Origin of the sequence: Candidatus Pelagisphaera phototrophica, assembly GCF_014529625.1 — a bacterium.
In the GTDB taxonomy this organism is placed as follows: Bacteria; Verrucomicrobiota; Verrucomicrobiia; order Opitutales; family Opitutaceae; genus Pelagisphaera; species Pelagisphaera phototrophica.
In genome coordinates this window covers 1-20,103 of sequence record NZ_CP076039.1, presented here as the reverse complement: position 1 = coordinate 20,103, position 20,103 = coordinate 1, and the positions used below count along the sequence as shown (strand labels likewise).

At 49.4% G+C, this 20,103-nt stretch carries 18 protein-coding genes, 2 tRNA genes and 1 pseudogene; 6 read left to right on the top strand and 15 right to left on the bottom strand.

Annotated features, from left to right (window positions below; all coding sequences use genetic code 11):
- Nucleotides 1-31: 31 nt before the first annotated feature.
- The 6 genes from GA004_RS00110 to GA004_RS00085 all read right to left on the bottom strand — a co-directional run bounded on the left by GA004_RS00110 (nucleotide 32) and on the right by GA004_RS00085 (nucleotide 6,587).
- Nucleotides 32-523, bottom strand: a complete 492-nt coding sequence (locus tag GA004_RS00110) for a low molecular weight protein-tyrosine-phosphatase (protein ID WP_283395251.1) — start codon at nucleotides 521-523, stop codon at nucleotides 32-34.
- Nucleotides 524-965: 442 nt separating this feature from the next.
- A complete protein-coding gene (locus GA004_RS00105; RefSeq protein ID WP_283395250.1) occupies nucleotides 966-1,667 on the bottom strand; it encodes a lipid-binding SYLF domain-containing protein in 702 nt (233 codons plus the stop codon).
- Nucleotides 1,668-1,874: 207 nt separating this feature from the next.
- Nucleotides 1,875-3,158, bottom strand: a complete 1,284-nt coding sequence (locus GA004_RS00100; RefSeq protein ID WP_283395249.1) for a glutamate-5-semialdehyde dehydrogenase — start codon at nucleotides 3,156-3,158, stop codon at nucleotides 1,875-1,877.
- Between the two features lie 548 nt (nucleotides 3,159-3,706).
- Entirely contained in the window at nucleotides 3,707-4,096 is a 390-nt protein-coding gene (locus GA004_RS00095) for a hypothetical protein (RefSeq protein WP_283395248.1), read from the bottom strand.
- Between the two features lie 229 nt (nucleotides 4,097-4,325).
- The gene (locus GA004_RS00090) at nucleotides 4,326-5,564 is read right to left on the bottom strand and encodes an aminoacetone oxidase family FAD-binding enzyme (protein WP_283395247.1); all 1,239 of its coding nucleotides are present in this window, start codon (nucleotides 5,562-5,564) and stop codon (nucleotides 4,326-4,328) included.
- A gap of 24 nt (nucleotides 5,565-5,588) precedes the next feature.
- A complete protein-coding gene (locus GA004_RS00085) occupies nucleotides 5,589-6,587 on the bottom strand; it encodes an adenosine kinase (RefSeq protein WP_283395246.1) in 999 nt (332 codons plus the stop codon).
- Nucleotides 6,588-6,608: 21 nt separating this feature from the next.
- On the opposite strand from GA004_RS00085, the gene GA004_RS00080 reads away from it, so the two are divergent.
- The 3 genes from GA004_RS00080 to GA004_RS00070 all read left to right on the top strand — a co-directional run bounded on the left by GA004_RS00080 (nucleotide 6,609) and on the right by GA004_RS00070 (nucleotide 10,263).
- Nucleotides 6,609-6,917, top strand: a complete 309-nt coding sequence (locus GA004_RS00080; RefSeq protein ID WP_283395245.1) for a hypothetical protein — start codon at nucleotides 6,609-6,611, stop codon at nucleotides 6,915-6,917.
- A 65-nt stretch (nucleotides 6,918-6,982) separates the two neighbouring features.
- A complete protein-coding gene (pyrG, locus tag GA004_RS00075; RefSeq protein ID WP_283395244.1) occupies nucleotides 6,983-8,611 on the top strand; it encodes a CTP synthase in 1,629 nt (542 codons plus the stop codon).
- Nucleotides 8,612-8,676: 65 nt separating this feature from the next.
- The gene (locus GA004_RS00070) at nucleotides 8,677-10,263 is read left to right on the top strand and encodes a beta-ketoacyl-ACP synthase 3 (protein WP_283395243.1); all 1,587 of its coding nucleotides are present in this window, start codon (nucleotides 8,677-8,679) and stop codon (nucleotides 10,261-10,263) included.
- 13 nt (nucleotides 10,264-10,276) lie between these two features.
- Here the strand turns inward: GA004_RS00070 and GA004_RS00065 are convergent, their stop codons facing one another.
- The 7 genes and pseudogenes from GA004_RS00065 to GA004_RS00030 form a co-directional block, all read right to left on the bottom strand.
- Nucleotides 10,277-11,032 (bottom strand): RsmE family RNA methyltransferase, encoded by a 756-nt coding sequence (locus tag GA004_RS00065; protein ID WP_283395242.1) that lies wholly within the window; start codon nucleotides 11,030-11,032, stop codon nucleotides 10,277-10,279.
- A 462-nt stretch (nucleotides 11,033-11,494) separates the two neighbouring features.
- A complete protein-coding gene (locus GA004_RS00060; protein WP_283395241.1) occupies nucleotides 11,495-11,737 on the bottom strand; it encodes a hypothetical protein in 243 nt (80 codons plus the stop codon).
- 67 nt (nucleotides 11,738-11,804) lie between these two features.
- Nucleotides 11,805-12,170, bottom strand: coding sequence for a hypothetical protein (locus GA004_RS00055; RefSeq protein WP_283395240.1), 366 nt, complete (start codon nucleotides 12,168-12,170; stop codon nucleotides 11,805-11,807).
- Nucleotides 12,159-13,011: pseudogene (locus GA004_RS17835) on the bottom strand (DEAD/DEAH box helicase family protein); the annotation flags it as partial. The gene GA004_RS00055 and the pseudogene GA004_RS17835, both read right to left, overlap by 12 nt.
- Nucleotides 12,981-13,865: a hypothetical protein gene (locus GA004_RS00040; RefSeq protein ID WP_283395238.1), complete on the bottom strand. Its 885-nt coding sequence runs from the start codon at nucleotides 13,863-13,865 to the stop codon at nucleotides 12,981-12,983. The gene GA004_RS00040 and the pseudogene GA004_RS17835, both read right to left, overlap by 31 nt.
- Nucleotides 13,840-15,000, bottom strand: a complete 1,161-nt coding sequence (gene glf, locus GA004_RS00035; RefSeq protein ID WP_283395237.1) for a UDP-galactopyranose mutase — start codon at nucleotides 14,998-15,000, stop codon at nucleotides 13,840-13,842. The genes GA004_RS00040 and glf overlap by 26 nt, the downstream gene beginning before the upstream one ends.
- A 288-nt stretch (nucleotides 15,001-15,288) precedes the next feature.
- Nucleotides 15,289-15,373 (bottom strand) — tRNA-Leu (locus tag GA004_RS00030).
- A 158-nt stretch (nucleotides 15,374-15,531) separates the two neighbouring features.
- Between GA004_RS00030 and GA004_RS00025 the strand changes: the two genes are divergently transcribed.
- From GA004_RS00025 to ligA, 3 genes are all read left to right on the top strand, one after another.
- Nucleotides 15,532-15,608: transfer RNA gene (locus GA004_RS00025), tRNA-Pro, on the top strand.
- 34 nt (nucleotides 15,609-15,642) lie between these two features.
- Nucleotides 15,643-16,074 (top strand): VanZ family protein, encoded by a 432-nt coding sequence (locus tag GA004_RS00020; protein ID WP_283395236.1) that lies wholly within the window; start codon nucleotides 15,643-15,645, stop codon nucleotides 16,072-16,074.
- 109 nt (nucleotides 16,075-16,183) lie between these two features.
- Entirely contained in the window at nucleotides 16,184-18,202 is a 2,019-nt protein-coding gene (gene ligA / locus GA004_RS00015) for an NAD-dependent DNA ligase LigA (protein WP_283395235.1), read from the top strand.
- Here the strand turns inward: ligA and GA004_RS00010 are convergent.
- Together GA004_RS00010 and dnaA are read right to left on the bottom strand one after the other, a co-directional pair.
- Nucleotides 18,199-18,666 (bottom strand): hypothetical protein, encoded by a 468-nt coding sequence (locus GA004_RS00010; RefSeq protein WP_283395234.1) that lies wholly within the window; start codon nucleotides 18,664-18,666, stop codon nucleotides 18,199-18,201. The two genes, ligA and GA004_RS00010, sit on opposite strands and share 4 nt — an antisense overlap.
- Before the next feature lie 54 nt (nucleotides 18,667-18,720).
- Entirely contained in the window at nucleotides 18,721-20,103 is a 1,383-nt protein-coding gene (dnaA, locus tag GA004_RS00005) for a chromosomal replication initiator protein DnaA (RefSeq protein WP_283395233.1), read from the bottom strand.

The following is a 20,103-nucleotide window of genomic DNA, read 5'->3' as shown; positions in this document are numbered from 1 at the left end:
AGGAAGCCTGTCATTTGAGTGGCAAAAATCACTACTTCTCCGACTTTGTGATATTTTCCAGAAGCCCTTCGCAGCCGTCCTCTAGGAGATCGAGTACATGTTCAAATCCCTGAGGGCCGCCATAATAGGGATCGGGTACTTCTGTATCATCATGATTGCGGCAGTATTCGCAAAAAAGCCGGACTTTTTTCATAGCCTGTGGATCTGGAGCGATACGCTGTAGGTCAACAAAGTTTGCCCGGTCCATCGCGAGTATGAGGTCGAATCTTTCGAAATCTTCGGGACGCACCCCTCGAGCATTGCCAGTCATCGGCAATCCACGGCGTTGTCCGGCAGTGGACATGCGAGAATCAGGAGAATGCCCTGAATGGGCATCCAGTGTACCTGCAGAATCACAGATTATTTGGGAAAGATCGGATTGCTCGAGCCGTTGCCTCATCACGTTTTCTGCGGCGGGAGAACGGCAAATATTCCCCCAGCAAACGAAGAGGATCGAACTAATTTTTGAGTCTTGGTTTAACATCGATACGGGTGGCTGAATTTAAACCAGGGGATGGGCCACACCTTCAAATTTTGGAGGTACAACGTGTTTTATCCTCTGCTGTTAACCCAAAATCGAATTAATTTTTCTCTATTATCATAGATTCGATCAAAAAATCTATGTAAATAGGATTCGGAGCCGCGGTCTTGACTAAGGATAAGGTGGAAGAAGCCCTCGGTTAGCTGGTGGAAAAGGGAAAAATCTCAGCGAACGATGCGAAAGAAACGGCCAGAAAGATTTCTGACTATGGAAAGCAGGAGTTCGAGTCTGCCTCGGCGACTCTGCAAGAGAAATTTGATGAGCTTCAAGCGTCAATAGGAGCAAGGCGTCGTCTATTTAGATCGGTTTCAAAGACTAGTTAAATCGCTGATCGGGCGATTGGCAGAAAGAATTATACGGTTGCGAAAGAAACTATCGAAACCAGCTAAAATTGGCCGGCCGTGTAGTAGTTGATTCGATTGATCAACGCCGTAGCTTCCCGAGGTAGTTCGAACCAGTCGCTTAGTACTATTTCGGGGGCGTTATACTCTGTATTGTAAAATGCCTTTGTAGCCGAGTTGTCTGGTTTTACCCACCCGCCTTTGATTGATACTCCTGCGTAGAGCCCTTTGGTTGTGGTATATACCAAAATGTTGGCGTTTTTGTAATCGTCGCTTTCTTTCTTTTCAGAAACCACTCCCACGGGTCCAGCCACGGCGGCGGCATCGGCACTCAAATCGAAGCGTCCGGTGTAAGCCCGTCCCACGGTAGCTTCGTCCATGATTACGTAAATTGTGTCGACTTCCTTGGCTCCAATTTGAAAACCGAAATTGGCTCCACCTGTAGAAACGAAGGCAGGCACGCCCCATTTCCCATTTAATGGGTTTTTCGCAACGAGTACACCTCTCCCACCATGACCTCCGAGCATGAATCCAGCCCGATAGTTTAGGGTTAATATGATGCCCTTTGCTTGCTGAAGAATGGAAGCGGGAATTCTCGTCTCCGGCTTTTTCATGATTTCTTCAAGGGCATACTCGCTATTTATGATGCGCGCAGCTAGGTTTTCGCGTTTAGGAGCGGCAAAAAGAGTTCCAGCTCCTATTACTAGGGCGAGTATGACTGTGACTGTCCGGAAGATATGGTTCATGGTATGTGAGATGAGAGGTCTTTACGGGAAGTTCCCTTTTCGGTGAAAATACAATTCTAGAAAAAATTGAGGACTAGCGACTCGGATTGCAATAGAAGAGCGCCGAATTGGCGAGTGAACCCTGTCCAGTGGATTCCTGAATGGCTTGGATACTGTGTGGTAAGCTCCTAATCCTGTTCAGGTCTAGGTGGTCTTTGGCTCGGGTGGTCAGGTTCTAATTTGTCCATCACCCACGATTTTGAACTTGTACGTGCAGAGTTCTCTCAGCCCCATGGGTCCTCGAGCGTGGAGCTTGTCTGTAGATATTCCAATCTCAGCTCCAAGGCCGAATTCGAATCCATCGGTAAACCGCGTGCTTACATTCCAATAAACGGTTGCCGAGTCGACCCCGCTTAAAAAGGACTCAGCAGTATCAGTATCTGTGGTCAGAATACAGTCACTATGCGAACTCCCGTACTGATTTATGAAGGCGATGGCCTCCTCTATGGAATCCACTACTTTCACAGACAATATCAGATCCAAGTACTCTGTCCCCCAATCCTCATCGGTTGCTGGGGTCGAGTCGATCCCCTGATTGTCTAGAATCGACCTGGCGGATTCGTCTACCCTCAGCCCCACACCCTCAGTTCTCAAGGCCTGCGCTATTTGGGGAAGTGCTTCGTTAGCCACCTCCTTGTGGATTAACAGGTTTTCCGCCGCATTGCAGACGCCAGGTTTTTGGCACTTCGAATTGACGATAATATCCTTCGCTTGTGCGATATCGAGCGACTTGTCTGCATAGAGCGTACATATCCCGTCGAAATGCTTAATCACAGGAATATGGCTGTTTTCAGAAACGAATCGAATCAGACCCTCTCCCCCTCTTGGAATGATGCACTGAATTTGCTGATCCAATTTCAGCAGCGTATTGAGGGCAGACCGGTCTTTCGTGGGAATGAATTGAGACGCCTTTGGAGGCAGTCCGTATGCTTCAAGGGCTTGCGTTACGAGCTTCGCCAGAGCGATATTCGTGTAGTAGGCCTCTTTCCCGCCCCGCAAAATGCTAGCGTTTCCAGATTTGAGACAAAGGATGGCGCAATCGATGGTTACGTTGGGGCGGGACTCGTAGATAATGCCGATTACTCCAATCGGAACGCGTACTTTCTCAATCTTGAACCCTTGAGGATGATTATAGGTCTCCATTAGTTCTCCCAGAGGATCGGGGAGAGCAGCGACCTGTCGGGCACCAGCAAGCATGTCGGAAATCATGCGATCGCTCAGCTCTAGGCGTTTGAGCATTGCCTGCGTAATTCCGTTGTCCTCTGCCGCTGCCAGGTCTTTGGCATTCTCTTTTCGGAGAGAATCCGTGTTCTCTTCGATTAGGTCTGCGAGTCGGAGGATAGCCTGGTTCTTCTGGGTTGTCGGCACATTCGCCAAGGTGAGAGACGCCTCGCGAGCGTCTAGGGCTATTTCTCTAACCAGAGCATCGATTTCCATTGCATCCGTTGTCATAGTAAATGTGAAATGAAAAGGCATAGTTGATGTCCACGAGGTGGAGCCCTGGCAATCCTTTCTTAATCACTCCAGTTTCGAACGTTTTCGATCTGCCCGATCAATGCCTCTATCGAGCTTGGATCTCCATCCATTTAGCCCTAGCCTTGAGAACGCGAATTGAGTGTTTTGCGCTCGTAGTCCTTTCTCGCTTAGCGAACCACGATTTGAGCCTCGCGGTCCAGCGACTCGAATTCCGATTTAAGCTTAGACAAGAGTTTCCTGATTTCGGGATCAATGGACGCGGTGTGGCATAATTCAGCGATAGCAGCTGATTGTTAACCCCTTGGTCAGCACTTTCGGGAGGCAAGTTCACGAGCTCGTCCCAGCCCAATAAGCCTGATATTGAGTCGATTGTATGGATACGCTTAAATTTTCGATCGAGAGCTTGTAGAGTGTCATTTCTCATGTGAGGCGCTAAATTGGAATTTCTATGAATGGTACAAGAAAGCGGAGCCCCTTATTCGAGGACTCCGCTTTGCTCTATCAAAAGATTTCTGATGCTTTGTCTAAAAGAGCTTGGGTACTTTTACACCCGAATTTTCGAGTAGTTCGGATACCTTCTTCATTAGGCCTAATGCCAGTTCGTACTCTTTTTGGTATTTCGTTTTGAAAGCACTCAATTCCTCGATCGCACTCGGGTCGAACTTAGCAGCCATGTCTTTGAGTTTGGTGATGCTGGATTCGAGGTCGGGAATTTGCTCCCTAACAATTTTCAGCACTTCCTTGGGTAATGCCCCTTTGATTGACTCGTACTGTTTCTTGATTCCGCTCATCTGGCTCGTCAAGTTACCCGTGTTCGCATTCATTTCGGAAAGGAGTTCGTCGCGTTGCTTCTTTAGTTCCGCCGCTACTTCTGACTTTAATTTCGCGGCCTGCTCCCCAGTCTTTTGCCTCAAATTCGCGATCTCCTAAGAAGCTTTTTCTTGAGCGCTGGCCAATTCATCTTTGGTTGCACTATTATCGACTTCTGGCGCGGTTACTGACTCATTCGAAGAATCTGAGCACCCCCAGAACACCAGGCAGGATGTGATAAAGAAGGACAGTGTTTTGATGTGGGTCATCTTCATATTGAAGCTACTACTCGAAGGGTAGCCGGTTGGGGGCAATAAATAATTTCAGGTATCTCTAGATTGCCGCACTCGTGCCGGCAATCCGGCCGGTTGTCCATGCTGCCTGGAAATTGAACCCTCCCGTTACCCCGTCAATATCGAGTGTTTCGCCTGCGAAATAGAGCTTAGGCATTTGCTTGCTCTCCATTCTCTTAAATTCAACCTCGTGCAGGGAAACACCACCGCACGTCACAAATTCCTCTTTGTTCATACTTTTCCCGGTTACCTGAAAATCGCAGGCAACGCAGGTTGTGGAGAGGGAGAGCAATTGGTGATTCGCTACTTGCGATAGTTTCATTTTTGGGTCGATCGATTCAGTATCTAAAAATCGATCCCACAAGCGGCGCGGAAGCCCTAAGAGTGGATTTGTACCGACCTGCTTGGCTCCATGCTGCCGCTTTGCATCCATTAAAACCTGCTTGGCGGATTCCAGGTCGTGCGTTCCTGTCCAGTTTACCTGTAGCTTGAACGTGTATTCAAATTCTGCGAACTGGCGGGCACCCCAGGCCGACAACTTTAGAATGGCCGGGCCGCTCAATCCCCAATGAGTGATCAGCAGTGGTCCACTTTGAGAAAGCTTCATGGAGGGGCAGGTGACGACAGCATTGGGAACCGAGAGTCCCTGCAGACCGTCGATGCGGGCATCGCTAATATGGAATGTGAAGAGTGACGGAGCCAGGGAGGAAATCGTATGGCCAAAAGATTCTGCGATCCTGTGCCCCGGCGAATTCTGCCCACCACCAGTAGCCAAGACCAGACGATCGAACTCTAGAACTAGGTCCTCATTGGTAGAAAGCTGGAATTTGCCTGCACGGTCGATTCGGGCACTGTCGACTCCGGTCTTCGCCTTGAGTGCTACCCCGCTCCCCCGAGCGGTATCAAGAAGGCAGTCGATGATGGTTTGGGAGGAATCGGTAACCGGAAACATTCTCCCATCGGGCTCGGTTTTAAGCGCGACCCCATGCGACTCGAACCAATCCACCGTATCCTGCGGTTGCCAACTGTAGAACGGACCCAGAAGTTCCTTAGAGCCACGAGGGTATCTTGAGGTGAGCTCTCGCGGCTCGAAACAAGCATGAGTGACATTGCAGCGCCCGCCTCCGGATATCTTTACCTTAGTGAGAAAGCGGTTCGATTTCTCAAAAACGCAAACCTTCACGTTGGGATTTGCCTCTCTCGCCGAAATGGCCGCGAATATGCCGGCGGCTCCTCCTCCGACAATCGCGATTCGAACTGGATCTAGAGGAGCCTCCATAGGGGTAAAGAGGGGACTTGCCGATCAGCTAAAAAGTTGGTCGTGCAATGTCTTGGCCTGGCCTTCGTCAAGGCGCGGCCCCCATTTGGAAACGACTTTCGAGGAGGCGAGACTCGCGAGGCACCCGGATTCGGCATGCGTTTTACCTTGAGTTAGTGCATACAAAAATGCGCCCGCAAAAAGGTCGCCCGCTCCGTTGGTATCGATGGCCGTGGTTGGAAAGGGATCAATTTTGATTTCCTCGGATCCATCGAATACGAGGGCGCCTTTTGATCCAAGAGTGACAACGAACGTCTTTGCCTTCTGTTTCAATGCTTCGATCGCCCGGTCAACCGTTTTCGTTTCTGTAAAGAGCATCGCTTCCTCTTCGTTGCAAAATAGCAAATCGACACCAGAGCCGACGACATCGGCCATTTGGTCCTTGAAGTACTTGACCATACTAGGGTCGGAGAAAGTGAGAGCCGTTTTAACGCTATACTCCTCGGCCAGTCTTTTGGCCTCTTTCATTGCGTTGAGCCCCGGTTCGCCGGTTACCAAGTAGCCTTCAATGTATAGGAACTCCGAGTCTCTAAGCACGGTTTCGTCAACTTCCTTCGTGGAATAGCTGGCGGTAATACCCAAGAACGTATTCATCGTTCGTTCCGCGTCAGGTGTGGTCATCACGAGGCATTTCCCGGTAATTCCCTCTTCGTGGGACCCGGGGGAAAGATTGGTACTAACGTTGTGGGAGATAAGGTCGTCATGGTAGAAATCTCCCATTTCATCGTTAGCCACCTTACAGGAGTAGAAGCAGGAAGCTCCGAACTGAGCCGCTCCGATAATCGTGTTGGCGGCGGATCCTCCGCATTGGCGGTCCGCGCTGGGCATGTGGATTGCGTTGGTGAGCTGTTGCTGACGGTTTTCGTCAACGAGTGTCATGAAGCCTTTCTCGATGGAATGCTCCTTGAAAAATTCATCGGTCACCTCGGTTACGATATCGACGAGCGCATTGCCCATTCCGTAGACGTGATATTTCTTCGCCATTGCTATTAATTGTGTTTTGTTTTGCTAATTCCCCTCGAAACAGGATTGGGAGAACGAAATCGTCTGCGTTCCAACGCGCAACATAAATTCGAGATTGAAGGATGGAGGGCGTGTCCCGTAGCGTGTGCGTGGATGACAGAATTGATCGACGAAGTTCGCGAGTTGCTAGAGCTATACCCCCCTTGGCTGGTTACTACCTGTTTGATCGTTGTAGGTGCAGGATTGCTCTATGTCATGTGGCGGATTGTAAAGTTTGGTATCGTCCTCGTGGTGACGGCACTTTTGATCGCTATCGTCGCATTTGCCGCCTGGACGCTCATCATTGCCTAGATTGAAGGAGAGATTTCTATTTTAGGGAACTCCCTAGTTGACCTAATTGGTCCTTTTCCCTTCACATGGCAGACGAAGTGCACAAAGAAAAGCCTAAGAAATATATATTCGTAACGGGTGGCGTAGTGTCCTCACTTGGCAAGGGACTGACAGCCGCCTCTTTAGGTGCCCTGCTTGAGGAAAGGGGAGTGACCGTTCGAATCCAAAAGTTCGATCCCTATCTCAACGTCGATCCGGGTACAATGAACCCTTTTCAGCACGGAGAAGTCTATGTCTTGGATGACGGGGCTGAAACGGACTTGGATCTAGGTCACTACGAGCGTTTTACGTCAGGCAAGCTAAGCCAGTTCAACAACCTCACGTCGGGGCAAATCTACGAATCGGTGATCCAAAAGGAGCGTCGTGGAGAGTACCTGGGAGCGACGGTACAAGTAATACCGCATGTCACAAACGAAATTAAGGCCCGGATTCGGGCGGCCAGCGAAGACGTGGATATTTTGATTACCGAGATCGGTGGTACGACGGGCGATATCGAGGGGTTGCCTTTTCTCGAAGCCATGCGCCAATTCGCGCTCGAGGCGGGAAGAGGCAATGTGGTATTCATTCATGTAACTTTGGTTCCGTATTTGAACGCAGCCGGTGAGTTGAAAACAAAGCCGACGCAGCAGAGTGTCGCCAAACTTCGGGAAATCGGGATTCAGCCCGACATCCTTGTTTGCCGCACCGAGCATCCCATTGATCGCGAGATTCGGGAAAAGCTGAGCCTATTCTGTAACGTTGCCGTAAAAGCCGTGATCGAGGAGATGGATGTGGAGTCGTCCATCTACGAGCTTCCCCTTGCTTTGCAGAGGGAGGAGATGGATGATCTCGTAGTTGAATTGCTAGGACTAGATGCCCCTCCGATTGAGCACAGTGTTTGGATTGATATCGTTAGGCGCTTGAAGTCGCCCTCTGAACGGGTAGATATTGGGGTCGTTGGAAAATACATCGAACTGCAGGATGCGTATAAGTCGGTTTACGAATCGCTCACTCATGCGGGGATCGCAAATAACTGCGCAGTCAATGTGATTCGAGTCGATGCGGAGTCTCTGGAAAAGCCGGAGGGGCTCAACAAACTGAAAGGCTTGCATGGGATCTTAGTGCCCGGGGGATTTGGGGATCGTGGTATTGAAGGAAAGATAGCGGCGGTCAAGAATGCCCGGGAAAACAAGATTCCCTATTTAGGACTGTGCCTAGGCCTGCAAATCGCGGTTATCGAGTTTTCCCGTAACGTTCTTGGCCTAAAAGGCGCCAACAGTTTCGAGGTGGACAAGTCGACCCCCCATCCTGTGATTTCCATGATGGATGAGCAAAAGGAAATCGTAGAAAAAGGGGCGACGATGCGATTGGGATCTTACGAGTGTCGGGTTAAGGCAGGCACCAAAGGATTTGAAGCTTACGGTGAAGAGTTTGTGCGCGAGCGGCATCGGCATCGCTACGAGGTGAACAACGACTACGTGGAGCAGATTGAAAATGCCGGGCTCAAAGTGAGTGGAATTAATCCAAAAAGAGATTTGGTGGAGATGGTGGAATTGGACGACCATCCTTGGTTTCTGGGAGTTCAATCACACCCGGAATTTTTATCGAAACCCAATAAGGCCCATCCGCTGTTCAAGGCTTTTGTGCAAGCCAGTCTTGCCTATAAGAAAGCTTAGTTGAAGCCCGTTCGAAATGATGCCAGTCAATTCTTTTTGAGTGCTTACCTAAATCAATAACCCTCATGGCGAAGCAGCTGATAGAAGTCCCCATCCCATCGATGGGCGCGACGGTAAACGAAATAACGTTGATCGATCTTTTTTGCGAGGCGGGAAGTGCGGTCGCTAAAGGCGAGAAGCTAGCCGAGCTCGAAAGCGACAAATCAATATTCGATTTCGAGTCCCCCTGCGAGGGGGTTATCCGGGGAATTTGCTGTTGCGCGGGAGACATCCTGAAAGTGGGGGTTCCTTTTTTCCGTATAGAGACAGAAGATCAATCCATGAGCCACTTAGCGGTGGACCTCGGAACCGATTCGGGAGCCTTGAATACCGCAACAACCCCGGCAACCGAATCTAAGCAGAAGCTCGTTGCCCCGCTGGCGGAAATTGCAACCGCCGAAAGCACGATTTCTGAGACCCCGGCCCCATCAGATAAAATGGGAGCGATTCGCTGGACTCCTCGAGCTCGAAAGATTGCCTTAGAGCGTGGTTTGAATCCGGATACGATTTGCGATATTGTGGGTACGGGGCCCGGAGGTCGGGTGACCGGAGACGACTTGACTCGCTACAAAGGCTCATCACTGGAAAATGCCGTCGCATCAAGTGATGCTGGCGTAGACTCACTTACCTCTCAGACGGTGTGCGTAGCGGGTATCGGCTATGCTGTTCCCAAGAATGCCCGTTCGAACGAGGAGATCCTACGAGAGTTTCCAGGAAAGACAGCCGAAGAGATTGAAAAGGTAACCGGGATTCAGCAGCGTTATATCATCAGCGAAGGTGAATCGGCTACCAGCCTAGCTACAGAGGCGACAAACAAGGCCTTGGAAATGGCCGGTATGTCAGTGGACGACATCGATGCGGTGATTGTCGCAACCCTTCTTCCCGATCAACCGGTTCCCGGAGCCGCGAGCGCGTTAGCCAAAGAGCTTGGCATTGGACAGGCGCTGGCTTTTGATCTTAACGCGGCCTGTTCGGGCTGGCTTTATGCTCTCGAGGTGGGACGGGCTTTCATAATAGGAGGAACGGCAAAAAACGCTCTCGTGGTTACCGCGGAAATTCTTTCGCGAATCACAAACTCTAAAGACCACGAAACCGCCTTTCTTTTTGGCGACGGAGCAGGAGCGGCAGTATTGACTCCGCAAAAAGGAGGCCATCGATTTTATCGGCATGAGCTCAGTGGTGACTCGCGGTACACCGAGGCGATTTGCCGCAGAGGTGGTGGGGCGATGAATCCGATTCCACAACCGGGAGACAGCCTGGACTCTTTCTATATTCAGCTGGACGGCGGAGTTGTTTTTAAAAGGGCCGTGCTTGCGTTCTCCGACATTATTGAAAGTGCTATGAAGCGTCATGGGCTTTCCGAGGAAGATGTATCCTGGATTGTACCTCACCAGGCGAACGCTCGAATTCTGAAAGCAGTGAGCAAGCGCGTTGGAATCTCCTACGAAAAATTCATCGTTACGGTGGGGAAGTATGGTAACACATCGGCTGCTTCCGTCTCAATGGCGTTGGGATGGGCTGCGGAAGAGGGGATTTTTGAAGAAGGTGACAAGATCATCTTCTGTTCCGTCGGGGCCGGGTTTACCTACGCTGGCGGTTTGATGGTTTGGTAGACGAAGGTGTCTATCAGGGGGCCCATTTAGAAAATTCGTGCTGCAAGATGCTAAGGGCTTTGACCGCGGCGGTTTCGCATTTCAGCACATAGGGCCCCAGTGAGACTGGAAGGAAATCTGCCTGGCGAATTTGGGTATACTCGGTTTCCGTGAAATCACCTTCGGGGCCGACTAGAAATATCCCCGAAGCGTTGGGATTTAGAACGGCTTTTTCAATTTGCCCGTGAAGCGTGGCACTGCCTTCTTCGAGGGAGGCAATGAGCTTCAGCTGGAAATTTCCCGATTCTTTTTCCAGAAAAAGATCCAAACGCTGAGCGGGATGAATGGTGGGAATAAACGGGTTTCCCGACTGTTTCGCTCCCTCAATTGCGACCCCGAGCCATTTTTCGTTCTTCGTTTTTTCTTTGCCATCGCGGATCTTGGTTTCGGTTCGATTGGAAATCAAAGGATAGATGTCCTGAATACCCAGCTCCGTTGCTTTGCGAATGATGTTCTCCAAGCCCTTCGATTTTGGAATCGACTGGGCCAAAGCGATTCTTTGAAGAGGAGGAGAGTGGTGGTTGAAGGCTTTTCCCTCCAAGACAGCCTCCCTTTTATTGGCTATGGTTATTTCTGAGGCCCATTCATTCCCAAAGCCGTCGAAGATAATGACCGGGTCTCCCTGACGGGCGCGATTTACCGAGATCAAGTGATGCGACTCATCAGCCGAAAGTGTGATCTGCGGCACGTTTGGATCTAGAGTTGGGCAGTAACTCCGAAAGTCGGGCATTTCGAGAGCATTACCATCTGATTGGCTTCGATCAAATTGAAATCCGCGATGGGGCCTATTATTGCTAAAATAAAAAAAGAAAGGGCCCCGTTAAGCGAGACCCTTTCTAACTTATCAAACTACAAACCAGAACTAAGAAAAAACTACTACTTCCTCTTCTGTCTATGATAGGTGCATCTACGGTAGAAACGTTCAAAGAAACATCCAGTTTTCGGAGAAATCTTTTTTGCGGCCCTTCCAGAAGGAGAACGGCGAGGATTGCGGGCAACAAAAAGGCGCCGCTAAGCGACGCCTTTTCGACTTATCAAACTACAAACCAGATACTAAAATGAATAAAATCCTTTTGAATACTATGGGATAGACGGGTTCCGGGGCCTAGCGTTCAAAATTTTGAATCTTTTTAGGCAGAAATCTCACGAAAAGTCATAAGTCTTTGTTTTACAGTGGATTAAGATTTTAAAATTAAGCGATCTTCGTGGTAATGGAAGGGTAGGACCTTCGATTTGAAGCACTGCTATGCTTCGAAAATACCAATGCCGGCACAATATTCTCAAACCAACTATCCATAGTGATGTCATAAGTTGAAAAGGGTTCAGCACCTTTCCTTCTCATTTCAAGGTATTGGGCTGCGTTTACTACTCGGACATAGGACTTATTGTCTTCAAGATCTAGCCTCAGGAACTCGTAACTATCTTGCCCTCCCATTGAGATTTTTTGGTCAAATAAGCTATCTACATCGGGAACTTCGTCGAAACTGGAAACCGTAAGCTCGTCAAATTCGAAAGGTTGAACAATTCTTGGCTTTATACTCGATCGCTCTACCAGTTCCAATAAGCAGGCCAATACTAGCAAGGCGAAGATGATTGGTAATCGATAATGTTTCATTTAGCTTCAGCTTTGAATTTTTCAGTTGTATTGGCTTCCCCCCAAGCTCTACCAGTTCTTTGGAGAGAGTAAAACTAGATAAATCTTCCTCTCCATCAAATTGGAAATTTTCTCCAAGGTTCCACTGCGCGCTGCTGTAAGCGGCTTCTCCCTCGTAGTTGGCGTTCGATGAAATACTGTACCATATTTTGCCATTTGTAATGTTTTTTGTCGACGTTGAGCCAGAAGTCGCCAGGAGGCCAATCTCCTTCATCCTAAATGGCGTTAGAAAGCCATCATTGATGCCTCCCTTGAGCGAATAGATGTAGACCGGCTCGCCGAATTAGGCGTACGTATCGGCATTCTGATCTCGCTTGGGTGTGGCAGTGAGGCCGAGCTGCATAGCTGGCTCGAAGTAGTCTAGTATGCCTCGCCAATTGCTCTCGTCGTTCGCTCCGCCCCGGTGGCACTCATCCACGACGATGAGGTCGAAGAAGTCGGAAGGATATTTCCCGAAATTGGGCGAAGGCTGGCCTGACGCGTCAGTCCCAGTCATAAACGTCTCAAAGATGGTGAAGAAGATACTCCAATTTTTTGGAACCCTCCCACGCTTCCTTATCTAATCAGGAGCTATGCGTTTTCAGGGCGTCCTCATCGAATGCCGAGAATGAATTGTAAGCCTGGTTGGCGGGGATGTTTCGGTCGGCTAGAAAAAGGATGCAAGGACGTCTCGTAGGCTGTGCAGTGACGTTCCGTCTGCTGTGAAACAGCGTCCAGGCAATCTGGAAAGCTATAGCCGTTTTCCCTGTGCCTCTCGCCAGGGTGAGCAGTATTCGCTTTTTGCCATCGGCTATCGCCTTGATTGCATTATCTATCGCCGTGTGTTGGTAGTACCGTGGCTGCCAAGCCCCGCTTTTATCGTCGAACGGTATTTTGCCAAACCTCTCTCGCCACGGATTGGCATCATCGAAAGTCATGCTCTGTAGCTCGTCTAGCAAGGGATACTTAAGCACGTTCGCTTCGCCCCCTGTTTGCATATCGATCTGGTAGATGCCTACGCCATTGGTCGAGTAGGTGAAGCGGGTTAGCAGCTTCCCGGCGTATTTCTTGGCCTGGAAATGCGCCGCTGGAAACGAGCGATTTTCTTATCTGCTTTAACCAGTAGATGAGTAATAAATTTGCCAGTTGGAATGCCTCCCAGAAGCTCTCCAGAAACACTTAATTTCTTCAGCCCTACGATGAAGTCATATTTTTTGCTTAGGGCCATGAGTTCAGTATGTGGGTTGACTCCCAGTTTAGCGTAAAAGCCACCGCCTGATGCCACATCCTCACCAGGTTTCGGTGAATTTGGAGGACGCATGTGTTTTACCTGTACGGCATCTATGATGAATTTCTTTTCATCTGCAAAGGTTAACTGTGACCATATTTCGTCGATTCCCCAGCCGCTCCTAGAGATAAGAAAAAGCGGCACAGCTTTTTGAAGGGATTGTTTTGTGAAAACTGGCGCCATAACTTCAACAAAATTTGTCTCACGAAATATAAAGGGTCGTCGATGAGTGGTTAAACCATGGCTAACTGGGCTGTCTTGTGTTAGCGAGGGCTGAGCTAGTGGCATTTTATTTTTTATAAAGATATCAAATAGTCGGTTTACAGTTTCACCCGAGCACTGCAAATCATCATCAGGGAGCCAGAAGAATTCGTACTTCTTCCATATTTCTGGCTGATTGGAGAAGAAGCTATCGAGCAGTGCAAATTTGGCCCCTTCTTGCGGGAAACAGTAGTCTGAGTGCTTCTTGTTGTCTTTGTAGCTATTGGGATCAAATGAAATGACAGCTATATCATATGTCCGGTCGGCAAACTGGTGCCAGTTCTTGTGGCAACTATCAGCCCCGGCTGGGATAACGATGAGACTTTTGTTTTTTGTAATTTGAAATAGACTTTCGTTATGATGGCAATGGTGAGTGAACAAACGCGGGCATCTGGTTTGTTGACTTATGCCTATTAATGTAAAGAGCAGCAGTCTCAAGGGCTTCAGCAATAGTTTTATCCATATCCAAGTAACGATAAGTCCCTAATCGTCCAACAAAAGTGACTGTACTTTCTGTCTCAGCCTTGTTGACGTATTTTCCCAGAAGCGATTTGTCGTTAGTCAGTCTTATAGGATAGTAGGGTATGTCGCCAGCCGTGCAAGCGCGACTGTATTCACGAAAACAAATGCTCTGATCATGAGATTCCCATGGAGCGAAATATTTATGCTCTGTCGTTCTCGTATAAGGTACGTCTGAATCGCATTGGTTAATGACCGCATTACCTTGAGCGTCACCATCCTGCCTGAATTCTTTAAAATCTAAAGTTCTGTACCCAAGGTCTCCGAAGCAGTTGTTGTAATAGCTGTCAATCGGCCCACTGTAGAAAACATGCTGCCATTCTTCATTTTGAAGAGATGTGAAGTTTGTGCTGAGTCGCAGATCTATCAGTTTATGATCCAGAATATTATCCACTATGGCCGTGTAGCCTTCACGAGGAATGCCCTGATGCGGATGGCTAAAGTAATTATCGTTGTAATTAAAGCGTAGCGGAAGCCGTTTCAGGATAGAAGCGGGTAGTTCAGTTGGCGAAACGCCCCATTGTTTTTCCGTGTAGCCTTTAAAGAAAGCCTCATATAGCTCTTTGCCGATCATTGATTGAGCTTGCTCTTCAAAGTTAGCAGGTTCGTGCTCAAACGAAATGGTTTTTGAGCATATAAACTCTTCGGCTTCAGCAGGAGACATGCTGGTGCCAAAAAATTGATTAATCGTGTGCAGGTTTACTGGTAGCGAATATACTTTGCCAGCAACGACAGCTTTGGGTCGGTTTACAAAGGGCATGAATTCGCCAAATTTATTTACATACTCCCAAACTTCCTCTATATCCGTATGGAAAATATGTGGGCCATAGCGGTGTACCATGACCCCGGTTTCAGCATCGCGATCGGTATGGCAATTGCCAGCAGAGTGCGAGCGCTTGTCAATGACAACAGAGGAGATGCTGGCTTCAGCAAGTTGCCTGGCAATTACTGCGCCAGAGAAACCAGCGCCTACTATGCAAACCTGTTTATTCGCCACGAAAAAATCTGTTTAACTTACTATAGTAAAAAAGCTACTGAACTAATAGCCTACTCAGGGCTTAACAAGCAAAATCATTTTTTTGTACTTTGGCAAGCTTCAAGTATCATAAGTCGCTCTGACCCCTCCGCAAAGGTAGGGGTCTGACCCCTTTAATTTGATACTGATTGGACACTCTTTCATAGGCCTGCCAAGCCGTACTCTCGAATCCAGTGTGGGACTTACTACTCCGTCTTAAGGACTTCGAGGTGACAGCCTGAGACTCTAAGTTGTGTCTCGATCGAAGGATGGTACCCAGGGGGGGAATCGAACCCCCACTTCCGAAGAAACCTGATTTTGAGTCAGGCGCGTCTACCAATTCCGCCACCTGGGCATCCTTTGAAAGAGGAGAGGTGTATGCCTGCCAGCTCAATTGGAAGCAAGTCAAATTCAACTGTTTGAGGCGTCCACGATAAATAAATCCAGCTTTCGGAAAAAAGCATTTGAAATCGAATCCAGAGCTCCCCAAGTTCTCCTGTCTTTCCTTTGTGTCGGGCCATGGCGCAGCTTGGTAGCGCGCTTGTCTGGGGGACAAGAGGTCCCGAGTTCAAATCTCGGTGGCCCGACCATTTTTCTCTTTTTCATGGATTCCGCTTTTCTGGCGTGAGTACTCGTCTTCCTCTTCGATATTTGATTCCGCCAGTCGCCTTGCTCGCGGCGGTTGCTTGGGCATCGAGTTTTGACGAAAGCAGTCCACAGGGTCCAGATATCGTCAATTTTGACAAGGTGGCCCATTTCTTCGTGTTTGGGTTGCTGGGCACTCTTTGGTTTCGTTGGGTGCCGGGTCCTTTGCGATCAAACTCCCGATTAGCGTGGGCTTTTTTGTTGGCGATTTCATACGGAATAGTGGACGAATGGATACAATTCTACAATCCCCTTAGGTCGTCGGATTTGATGGACATTGTCGCAGATGGGGCTGGGGCGGCAACGGCGATTTTTGTTTACTGCTCTTGGGGACTCTACCGACGCACTTTGGAAACGCGGTTCTGGGATGTGATGAGAGGCAGAATTGGCAAAGAAGCCGGGGCTGAATAGATTTCAGCGTTTGCGTATTCGTTCGAGAATCGAAGTCACCGATCCGATTGTCTAGCGGGTATGTAACCTGAACTTGCGTCCCGCTTCTGAAACTCTTGAATGGAGGGCAATGAAGGACGTGAAGGTAGAGGCTGAAATCAGGGCTTTGAGAAATGAGATCGAGAAGCACGATGAGCTCTACTACCGCCAGGCGGATCCCGAAATATCTGACCGGGAATACGACCAGCTGAAACATGATTTGGAAGCATTAGAAGCGGCTCATCCCGAATGGGTTCCGAATGACACCCCTACACAGCGGGTGGGGGATGACTTGGTGGAAGGATTTGAATCTTATATTCATCGGCTTCCCATGCTTAGCCTGGACAACACGTATTCGGAAGATGAATTTTTTGCATTTGTAGAGAGAATTGTAAAAGGCCTGGAAGTGGTCTCGGTCGATTTTGTTGTTGAGCCGAAGATAGACGGGGTTGCTGTTAGTATCACTTACGAAAACGGAAAACTGGTTCGGGCAGTGACCCGAGGAAATGGGACCGAGGGAGATGATATTACGGCAAATGTGCTCTTCATTGAGGAGCTGCCGCGAGAGTTGAAAGGAGCGGATCTCCCGGATGTTATCGAAATTCGAGGAGAAATCTATATGCGTAACGACGAATTCGATCGGATTAATGCTGAGCGCAGCGCAGCTGGGCTCGAGGAATTTAAGAATCCGCGGAACTTGGCAGCGGGTACGGTCAAAATGCTAGACCGAGATGAGGTCGCTCGGCGGAAACTTAGCATTGTCCTTTACGGACTTGGTTTCTGCCAACCTGAAATCGTATCGTCACAATCCGAGTTTAGTCAGACGCTTACTCATTGGGGCTTTCCGGTGGGAGAACGAATTTGGGAAACCCGTGGCGCTGAAGAGGCGTGGCAAGCGATAGAAGAGTTGGACTCCCTGCGCGATCAACTTCCGTATCCAACCGACGGAGCGGTTGTGAAGACCAACCGATTGGACCAGCAGGATCAGTTGGGAAAGACGTCGAAGGCGCCCCGATGGGCGATCGCGTTCAAGTTTGCGGCCGAACAGTCTGAGACGGTTCTGGAAGGGATTACCCTTCAGGTCGGACGGACCGGGGTCCTGACTCCGGTTGCAGAATTGCGACCGACCCAACTTGCTGGAACGACCGTTTCGCGGGCCACTCTGCATAACCAGGAAGAGATGCAACGAAAGGACGTTCGAATTGGGGATTCAGTGATTTTGGAAAAGGCCGGCGAAATCATCCCAGCAGTGATCCGAGTAGTTCTTGAAAAGCGCCCCCGCGACAGCGTTCCCTTTGTCTTTCCTGAATCCTGTCCGAAATGTGGCACGCCAACACGCAAGTTAGAGGGCGAAGTAGCCCTTCGCTGTCTCAACATAAAGTGTCCGGCTCAGGTGAAGGGGCGCTTGCAGCACTTTGCCTCACGCCAGTGTATGGATATTGAAGGGCTGGGCGAGGCAGTGGTCGAGCAACTCGTTGAGCGTTCCCTCGTATCCAATCTTTCGGATATCTTTCGATTGGCGTATGACCAGATCGTTGCACTTGAAAAATTTGCTGAGAAGTCGTCACGGAATCTACTGGAAGCGATCGAGCAGAGTAAAACGAAAAAATTGTGGCGCTTGATTCATGGGCTTGGAATTCCACAAGTTGGGGCGACCGCAGCAAAGGACTTGGCAAAGCATTTTGGATCAGTCGCCCATTTAAGGGAGGCGAATGTCGAAACGCTGGTAGAGATTGATGGAATCGGCGAAAAGACCGCCCAGGGAATAGTCGCTTATTTCGATAGCGAAGTGAACGCAGCGGTCGTGGATTCGCTTTTTGAATTAGGGGTGAACCCCACCGCCCCGGAGATGATCGAAAGGAGCCAAGCGATCTTCGAGGGTACGAGTTTTGTCATTACGGGAACCCTGCCCACGATGAAACGCGATGAAGCGAAAGCCCTGATCGAAAGCAAGGGAGGAAAAGTCGCTGGGAGCGTCAGCAAAAAGACGACCTATTTGCTGACGGGCGAGTCCGCGGGATCTAAATTGACGAAAGCGGAAAGCCTTGGGGTAAAAATTCTTTCCGAAGCCGATCTAATTCAAGGAATCGAAAAAGGGAGCTTGGTCTAGATTCCAGGAGCCTGCATTTTTGCCTGAAGCTCGGTTTGAAACGCTTGGATGTCAGATTCCGAGGGCTGGTATCCCTCTTGGTCGGGATCCAGTCCCAGGCGACCCATCTGATCCACATACCATTTGGCCGCTACTCCGTCAGAGAAAGTGACGGTACCGCTGATGGCCGAACCCGGACGTACAATTTTATCAATGTCGACGGATAAGGACCCGTTCCCTAAGGCAACTTCCTCAGACGCCGACATATCAGAGCTTGCCGCTTCAACTGGGACCGCGTCATCCGGCTCAGGTTTCGGCTCCTCTTCCTTCAGGTCCAAGTTTAGGTCGTCTAGCAGAAATCGCGTTTCCATAAAGGTCATTGCGACTCCAAATTCACTAGTAATAAGCCGTTGGATGTCCGCAATGGATTTACCATCGGCGAGGCTTTGGGCTATGGTCTGCTTTTGTTCGTGACTGAGATTCATGGTGGCGTAGGACTTATAGAACCAATAGGTCTTATAAGAAGGATAGGTCCAGCTCTATCTTGAAAGCTGGGCTTTCAGGTAGTCGACACTGTGGCGAACGGTGTCGTCTTGGTCTACAAGGTTTTCGACCTGCCGACAGGCATGGATTACCGTACCGTGATCCCGTCCCCCAAACGACTCACCGATTTCTTGCAGCGAGTGCTTGGTAAGTTCCCGACTCAAGTACATGGCGATCTGTCTGGGAACGGCGATGTGATTGGGCCGCCGCCGACTTAGCATGTCGGAATGCCTTAGCTCGAAGTATTCGGCTACTTTCTTCTGTATCGTATCAATCGTGAGTTGCTGTTTGGCCGCTTCCATTAGCACGTCGCTTAAGAGCATCTCGCAAGTGGAGATATCGAGCGGGCTTCCGGTAAGAGAAGAGTAGCTGCAAACTTTGATTAAGGCTCCTTCGAGCCGGCGAATATTTTTTACGATGTGTTCCGCGATGAAATTGATGATCTCATCCTGGACCTTGAAGTTATGCTGCTCGGCCTTTTTGCGCAGGATGGCAACACGGGTCTCGAAATCGGGAGCTTGGATATCGGTTACTAGACCCCACTGGAATCTGGATACGAGGCGACTTTCGAGTTTCGCTATTTCGTTGGCCGGTCTATCGCTTGAAAGGAAAATCTGCTTTTGCTGCTCGAAGAGCTCGTTGAAGGTGTGGAAGAATTCTTCCTGGATTCGCTCCTTGCCACTGAGAAACTGGACGTCGTCGATTAAAAGGACATCTACGCGGCGATACCGTTTGCGAAAACGGGTCAGCGTATTCTCTTGAATAGAGGAAATGAATTCGTTCGTGAACTTTTCGGAAGAGAGGTAAGCAATTCGGGCGTCAGGCTTGTTTTGGAGAATGTGATGTCCCACGGCGTGCATGAGATGAGTCTTGCCCAATCCAGTCTCCCCATAAACGAAGAGGGGGTTGTAGGCTTCCGCCGGCGCATGCGCTACCGCGATCGCTGCGGCGTGTGCCAATTGGCTATTGGAGCCGATAACGAAATTCTCAAAAGTGTTCCGACGATTGAGATTGGAATCGATGGCTCCTTTGTTCCTCTGGTTGGCGCTCGCTGCATTCCCTCGGAAATTGGACATCTCAGTATTGGTATGCCGCGTATTGTTGCCAACGGTGTCTTCGTCCGCGGAGTTGTCTACTAAAGTAACGGTTACTGGATGGCCCAAAAACCGTTGAAAGGCTTTGGTGAGTAGATCCAAGTAGTTATCGTTGATCCAAATTGCGGAAAACTCACTCGGTACTTGAAGGACCACGGAATTGCCATCCGAGCTTAGGCACTCTACGGAAACAAACCAGCTATCAAAGATATCGCGTGGAAGGAGCTCTGAAAGCTCGGTTTTTACTTTTTCCCAAATTAGTGTGGGCTCAGTGACCTGTGGCAT